Here is a 6,038-nt window from a genome sequence, read left to right on the forward strand (position 1 = left end):
CATGAGAAGCAAGATTAATTTTGGCCGTAAATCTTAATGAAAGTGAGGTTACTAAAAATGAATATTTCCCTAGAGTCATCAGCGCGTAGCTATATTGTAAAGAAAAGTCCGGATAAAGCAATCACCCTCGGTGTTGGCAAGCGAGAAGGATCAAATTGCGGGTGTAGTGTGGGGGCAGGAGTATACCCAACTGTGAAACTAGGTGTAAGTCCTTTTGATATTAATATATATAACAAAAGAGACATCGACGGCATCGAAGTTTATTATCCAGAGACTGTTTCAGATACGTTTAAAGCTGTTACAGTGAAAGTAGAAGGTATATTTTTTTATAAGCAACTACTGGCCCTGGGGATTTAAATTGCCCACATTAGGACTCTGTTTGGCATTTTTTCACCGGTAAATTTTATACGGGCTGGCGGTCATATAGGAAACCAGCTTCCAAATGGAAATGCCCCAAGCTTTCGCAACCGAAAGCTTGGGGCATTCTTACTATGAATATTAAAAACAGCTACCGCAAAACCCGCCGCGCACCGATATACCGCGGGCCCCAGTACGAGCTGTCAAGACGGTCAATGGCTATACCACGACTGGAAGACGCACTAATAAACTTGCCATCGCCAAGGTAAATACCATTATGTGACGGGCCAGGCTCATAGGTGCTGAAAAACACCAAGTCGCCTGGCTGCAGTTGACTTCTTGTGACAGGCAGCCCTACTTCAAACTGAACATCGGCCGTCCTTGGCAGGGAAATGCCGTTTAGACCGAATACATATTGGGTAAAGCCCGAGCAGTCAAACCCGTTAGGGGTGGTGCCACCCCATAGATAAGGAACCCCTTGCTGCCGCATGGCTGTCGCCAAAATGCGGCTAACGGCGATACTGTCACCTCGTCCTCGGCTTACCGGCGTACCGGGCAGCCTAAGTGCACTCCAGGTAGCTTCACCAACGATACCGTCGGTTTCCAAGCCCCGGTCAGCCTGAATGGACTTGACCGCCGCTTCGGTTTGACTACCAAAGTCACCATCGGCACTGCCGACATTATATCCCAAGCTTTGCAGCCTCTCTTGCAACAGAGCCACATCAGAACCGCTGTCTCCCAACCGGAGGGCAGCTGCTTCTGCACTACTCATCAACAGCCCATTCATAAGTACAACCAATAATGCTTTCTTTGCTACTTTTTTCCATGAACCTTTTATCAAATTCGAACCGCCTCTCGTCGCCTCCGGAGTTAGCTGCCGGGTTAGGGCCAGGCTCAGCCCCGCGTTGTAGCGCTTCACCCCAAATGAGAGGGTCCTCCGTACCTGTCCAGGATTCGGCGTATTTTCTTACTCGACCCCATTGTCACCTCCTTCCTATAATGCAATTATAACCAAATTCGCCTAAATTCGACAAGACCCATTATACATACCGCATCGTTTCGGTAAACTTTACCAAAGGTTATGGGCTTGATTATGTCGAATAACCTGATATACGGTAATAAACGCATACCGTTTACGTCCGCCAAACTAGAAAGCAGGAACCTAATGTTCAAACGCAAACTGTATAAAACATTGACCTTAAGTCTCCTGACCCTGTCTCTTGTTACAACGTCTTGGGGTGGAGCTTGGGCCACCGCTTGGGCGGATGCTGCCGATGAGCAAGCTCAGGAAACTACTGCACCCAGTAACGACTAACACCATTCTCGGGGGAATATTGGCGATAGGTCTCATCGCCGCCCTAACCAACCAGGGCGATAAAGTCGAAAGTGCCGCACCGGCGAAAGGCACCACGCCTGCGTCCCCACCGGCCACCAAGCCAACACCCTCTGTACCACAAGCACCTAATGTTAGCGGTGTCACTGCCGACGAAAAGTTAGCCTTCAATTTATTAAATGCTGACCGCGCCGCCAACGGACTGCCGCCGCTAAAACTTAATCTTGCGGTAACCGCTGTAGCCGAACGGCATGCACAGGACGAGATTGACCGGAATTTCTTCGCCCATGTTAATCCTGATGGCAAGTCTCCCTTTGACAGGATGCGCAGCGCCGGTATCTCCTTCGGCTATGCCGGCGAAAACCTTGCCATCAACCTCAATGTTACTGCGGCTGAGCAAGCCTTTATGAACAGCCCAGGCCACCGGGCTAATATCCTCAATCCCAACTATAAACAAGTGGGTATTGGTGTGAAATATAGTCCTCAAGGCTCCGTTTATGTAGTGCAAAACTTTATTGACTAGCTCACCACAAAAATAGCCTGCAGGGATAACCTAGCCACCCAAATAAAGACAGGACAAACGCCTTACACGTTTGTCCTGTCTTGCGTTCCAGCCACACCAAGCAGAGCAACTATTTCTTATACTACTTTCAACCTGCCGAATGTGTTCCCTTTTTTACAATAACCCCGTCAACTGCGGTGTAAACTACACCGTCTTTGATCCAGCCCTCAATGGTATGACCGCCAACTACCTGTTTGTTATACCCAGTAGGATTATGGTCGATCACAACATATTGAGGACCGTTTTTACCGCTGCCTTGCCTCACAATGACTGTTTCGAGGTCCTTATTGATGCGATAGGCCTTGGTAGTGACTCCGTTAATGGCGGTGTATGCTACACCGTCTTTGATCCAGCCCTCAATGGTTTGGCCGTCAACTACCTGCTTGTTATATCCCGTAGGATTACGGTCGATCTTGGCGTATTGGGGACCATTTTTACTGCTGCCTTGCTTCACGTTGACTGTTTGGATGTCACCGTTGATGCGATAAGCCTTAGTAGTGACTCCGTCAATGGCGGTATATGCTACACCGTCTTTGATCCAGCCCTCAATGGTTTGGCCGCCAACTACTTGTTTGTTATATCCCGTAGGATTATGGTCGATCACGGCATATTGGGGACCGTTCTTACTGCTGCCTTGCCTGACCATGACTGTTTCAATGTCTGATTTAATTCTATTTGTTTCCGGGAGAAACTCGTTGGCTGAGGCTACACCTGCTAACATCATGCTCACCAGTAGAGATGCGGTTATAAAAGTCTTTTTCATTTTCATTCCCTCCTTGATTTCTTTAACCATATTATACCTAGCTAATGTGAATATCTCATGAATGAATTATGAAAAACTTGTGTTATTTTACCAGTTTTATCTAGCTTGAGAGTGGCTTCTGAAGTATGTTGCAAAATCGGCATGAACCGTAAAGGCAACTGCTATACAATGCCTGCATTGAGTCTTCCATAAGTAAAAAAGCCCAGCACCACGTACCAGGCAGTCGCAGCAAATATATTCTTATTTCGCAGCTCTTATTGAACTTCTTTTCTACTTTTAGGAACTCTCCTGCAGCTCGGCCGAATTCCTGTTATTTAGCGCTTAACTTGCCGGAATATCTTAAAGAACATATATACCGTACCAAGCAACGAGGCTATTAATAAATAATAACCAGTATAATGAATTTTAGTCTGTAGTGGACCTGCGCCAGAGTGCATCATGATGGCTGAAGTCAATAGCATACTGGAGATTACCAGACTATAGGCAATTCGGTTGATGGACTTGTCAAGTTTGTCGCCAATAAAGTCCATACCGCTGATCGACAAGGGAATTTTCTTTTCTCCTCTGGTCATACCAGAAATGAATGTGGGTAGCTCACTAAAGAGTATTCGCAGCTTCTTCTTGACATCCAGTACATTTCCTAACATGGCCGCTTCACTCACCTGGGGCATGACATTGCTTTGGAGGAAAGTTGCAATAATAGGCCGGGCTATCTCCAAAAAATTAACATCTGGATCGATTTTGCGGGCGTTCCCTTCCGCGATAGCAAACGCCTTGCCTAACAACAGCAGGCGCTCAGGCATGCGAATACCATGTTTTTGGGAAATATGCATCATGCCGAAGATCATCTTTCCTATTTCAACATTGCCTTGAGACATATTCTGGGAAACAAACATCAACCCGGCCATATCTTCATAATAATTTTGCCAGTTTGTTTCACCTGTGGAATGGCCCATTTCTAGTGCCACATTCATCAACTTATCTACATCTGAATTTTGAATGGCAGTGAAGTTTTCAATTAACCGCTCTGCCATACGCGAATCAATTCGCCCCACAATACCGAAATCAAGGTAGGCTATTTCCCCAGCCTTAGTAAGGCGGATATTTCCGGAATGGGGATCGCCGTGAAATACGCCGCACAAAATCACTTGACGTATGAAGCTGTCCAAAAATTTCCTGGATAATTCCTTGCGAACAACCGTATTTTGAGTTTCAGCCGCTTGTTCAATACTAATTCCCTCGATATACTCCATAGTCAGCACATTCTCGTTACTTAACTCCCACTCTACTCTGGGCGCACGGGCCAATCCGGCACCGGCTAAGAGATTGCGGAACAGCTGGATATTTCCCGCCTCTACCGATAAATCAAATTCTTTTTTGATAGAATGGGCGAAAATAGCAAAGCTATTTTCTATATCCATTAGTTTGTTGACTTCTGGCTGATCTGCCAAAAAGGTAACTATTTTTTGCATTACCCTCAGATCCAATTCAATCTTGTTAATAACCTCTGGCTTGCGAACCTTTATCACTACTGTGCGCCCGTCAGCCAAAGTAGCGACATGGGTCTGGGCAATAGAGGCCACCCCTAGCGGCTGGGGTTCTATGTAAGTAAAAATATTCTTATAATCGGGCAGGTTTTCGGCAAGCAACTGTTCGATTTGCTCAAAAGCAACTGGTGTTACTTGCTCTTGTAGGCTTTTAAGAGCATCGGTAACAAACTCAGGAACAATATCCGGACGACTGCTTAAAAATTGCCCTAACTTGATAAATGTCGGGCCAAGTTCTTCCAGCATCACTGGCATTCTTTGCACCAAACGGCGAAACTCCTCACTCTTTAAAGCTCTTTCTAAATTCCCCGCACCATGCAACACACCAAAGGCCAAAAACCGGCGAAGACCCAAATCTTTTACAAGAAAACCAAACCCATTTTTGATAAAAATACCGGCAATCTCCCTCGCCCGTTTGCGTACCGCATCATTTCTTTGCCATATTGCCAAAATTAATTCCTCCAATCATATGACCCAGCACAACTCAATAGCATCCAAATCACACTATATCTATCTATTGCATGATAGCGACATTATATACCTAAAGCGTACTATTTTTACAATCAATGCTTGCGTAAGCTCCTTAATCCTCCTATTTGATTAAATGTAAATAGTGCCTTATCTGTATCCTTGTCAAGACAGGACATTAGGAGTAACTGACCGCACGACAAAAAAATCGGCAAATAAAAAAAAGTCAGCTTTGAGCTGACTTTTTTTAGATGATATCTAGTTGTCCAGAACTTCTACTTGCTTCGCTACAACAACAGAAGCTGGGGGCTGGGTCGCAGTCTTCCTGGCCTTAAACACTTCCCACAGTCCTCTGGCCAAGAATACCGAACCGCCAATGAAAAGTGCCCAGAACAGTAATGTAATAGCTATACCAGCGAAGCTGCCAAGTAAGCTTTCAAAACCCGAACCAGGCATCACGCCGGGCATACTTGCCATGTTAGTCATATTCCCCATATTACCATGATTATACATAGCCATGTTGCTCATTTGGCCATAAGCATCTGCGCCATGATTCATAACCCCCATGCCTTGCCCCATACCGTTCATCCCCTGGCTCATGCCTTGATTTATGCCACCCATACCCATGTTCATACCTTGGTTCATGCCTTGATTCATCATCATTTTAGAGGTCCTCCTTATATTTCGTTAATAGCGGTATCAGTGGTTCTGTTTCTGTTTTAACTATATCAAATTAAAATGAATATCATATGAAAGACCATTCCTTTCTGCGAAAGGCACCAACAAGGAATGAAACGGGTTGGCACCATTCGTTATAGATTCAACTAACCGTCAGAATATGCTAAAATTCACTCTGTGGGACGGTACACTACAGAGCACGTGGAGGTGAGTGGTGAAGCGGGTTGCCGCTATCTCGTATGTGAATAAGTCGCCGGACGCTCGTTCAAGCACCAACAAGTAGGCTCTTGAGCCTGTAAACTAATCATTGTAAAGACATTACTCGTTTTT

6 protein-coding genes and 1 riboswitch are annotated in these 6,038 nt (G+C 45.5%); of the genes, 2 read left to right on the forward strand and 4 right to left on the reverse strand.

Features of this window, described 5'->3' with window-relative positions:
* The first annotated feature begins 57 nt into the window (after positions 1 to 57).
* Positions 58 to 357 (forward strand): CC/Se motif family (seleno)protein, encoded by a 300-nt coding sequence (locus tag VN379_RS15590; RefSeq protein ID WP_325535471.1) that lies wholly within the window; start codon positions 58 to 60, stop codon positions 355 to 357.
* Positions 358 to 508: 151 nt separating this feature from the next.
* Here the strand turns inward: VN379_RS15590 and VN379_RS15595 are convergent, their stop codons facing one another.
* Positions 509 to 1,144: a C40 family peptidase gene (locus VN379_RS15595; RefSeq protein WP_325535481.1), complete on the reverse strand. Its 636-nt coding sequence runs from the start codon at positions 1,142 to 1,144 to the stop codon at positions 509 to 511.
* Between the two features lie 57 nt (positions 1,145 to 1,201).
* Positions 1,202 to 1,327: riboswitch (cyclic di-AMP (ydaO/yuaA leader) on the reverse strand.
* Between the two features lie 304 nt (positions 1,328 to 1,631).
* On the opposite strand from VN379_RS15595, the gene VN379_RS15600 reads away from it, so the two are divergent.
* Positions 1,632 to 2,213 (forward strand): CAP domain-containing protein, encoded by a 582-nt coding sequence (locus VN379_RS15600; protein ID WP_325535473.1) that lies wholly within the window; start codon positions 1,632 to 1,634, stop codon positions 2,211 to 2,213.
* A 127-nt stretch (positions 2,214 to 2,340) separates the two neighbouring features.
* On the opposite strand, the gene VN379_RS15605 is transcribed toward VN379_RS15600, so the two are convergent.
* The 3 genes from VN379_RS15605 to VN379_RS15615 all read right to left on the reverse strand — a co-directional run bounded on the left by VN379_RS15605 (position 2,341) and on the right by VN379_RS15615 (position 5,693).
* Positions 2,341 to 3,015: a hypothetical protein gene (locus VN379_RS15605; protein ID WP_325535475.1), complete on the reverse strand. Its 675-nt coding sequence runs from the start codon at positions 3,013 to 3,015 to the stop codon at positions 2,341 to 2,343.
* Positions 3,016 to 3,329: 314 nt separating this feature from the next.
* Positions 3,330 to 5,012 (reverse strand): ABC1 kinase family protein, encoded by a 1,683-nt coding sequence (locus tag VN379_RS15610; RefSeq protein ID WP_325535477.1) that lies wholly within the window; start codon positions 5,010 to 5,012, stop codon positions 3,330 to 3,332.
* 276 nt (positions 5,013 to 5,288) lie between these two features.
* Entirely contained in the window at positions 5,289 to 5,693 is a 405-nt protein-coding gene (locus VN379_RS15615; RefSeq protein ID WP_325535479.1) for a hypothetical protein, read from the reverse strand.
* Positions 5,694 to 6,038 lie beyond the last annotated feature (345 nt).

It is taken from the genome of Sporomusa sp., assembly GCF_035561255.1.
Classification (GTDB): Bacteria; Bacillota; Negativicutes; order Sporomusales; family Sporomusaceae; genus Sporomusa.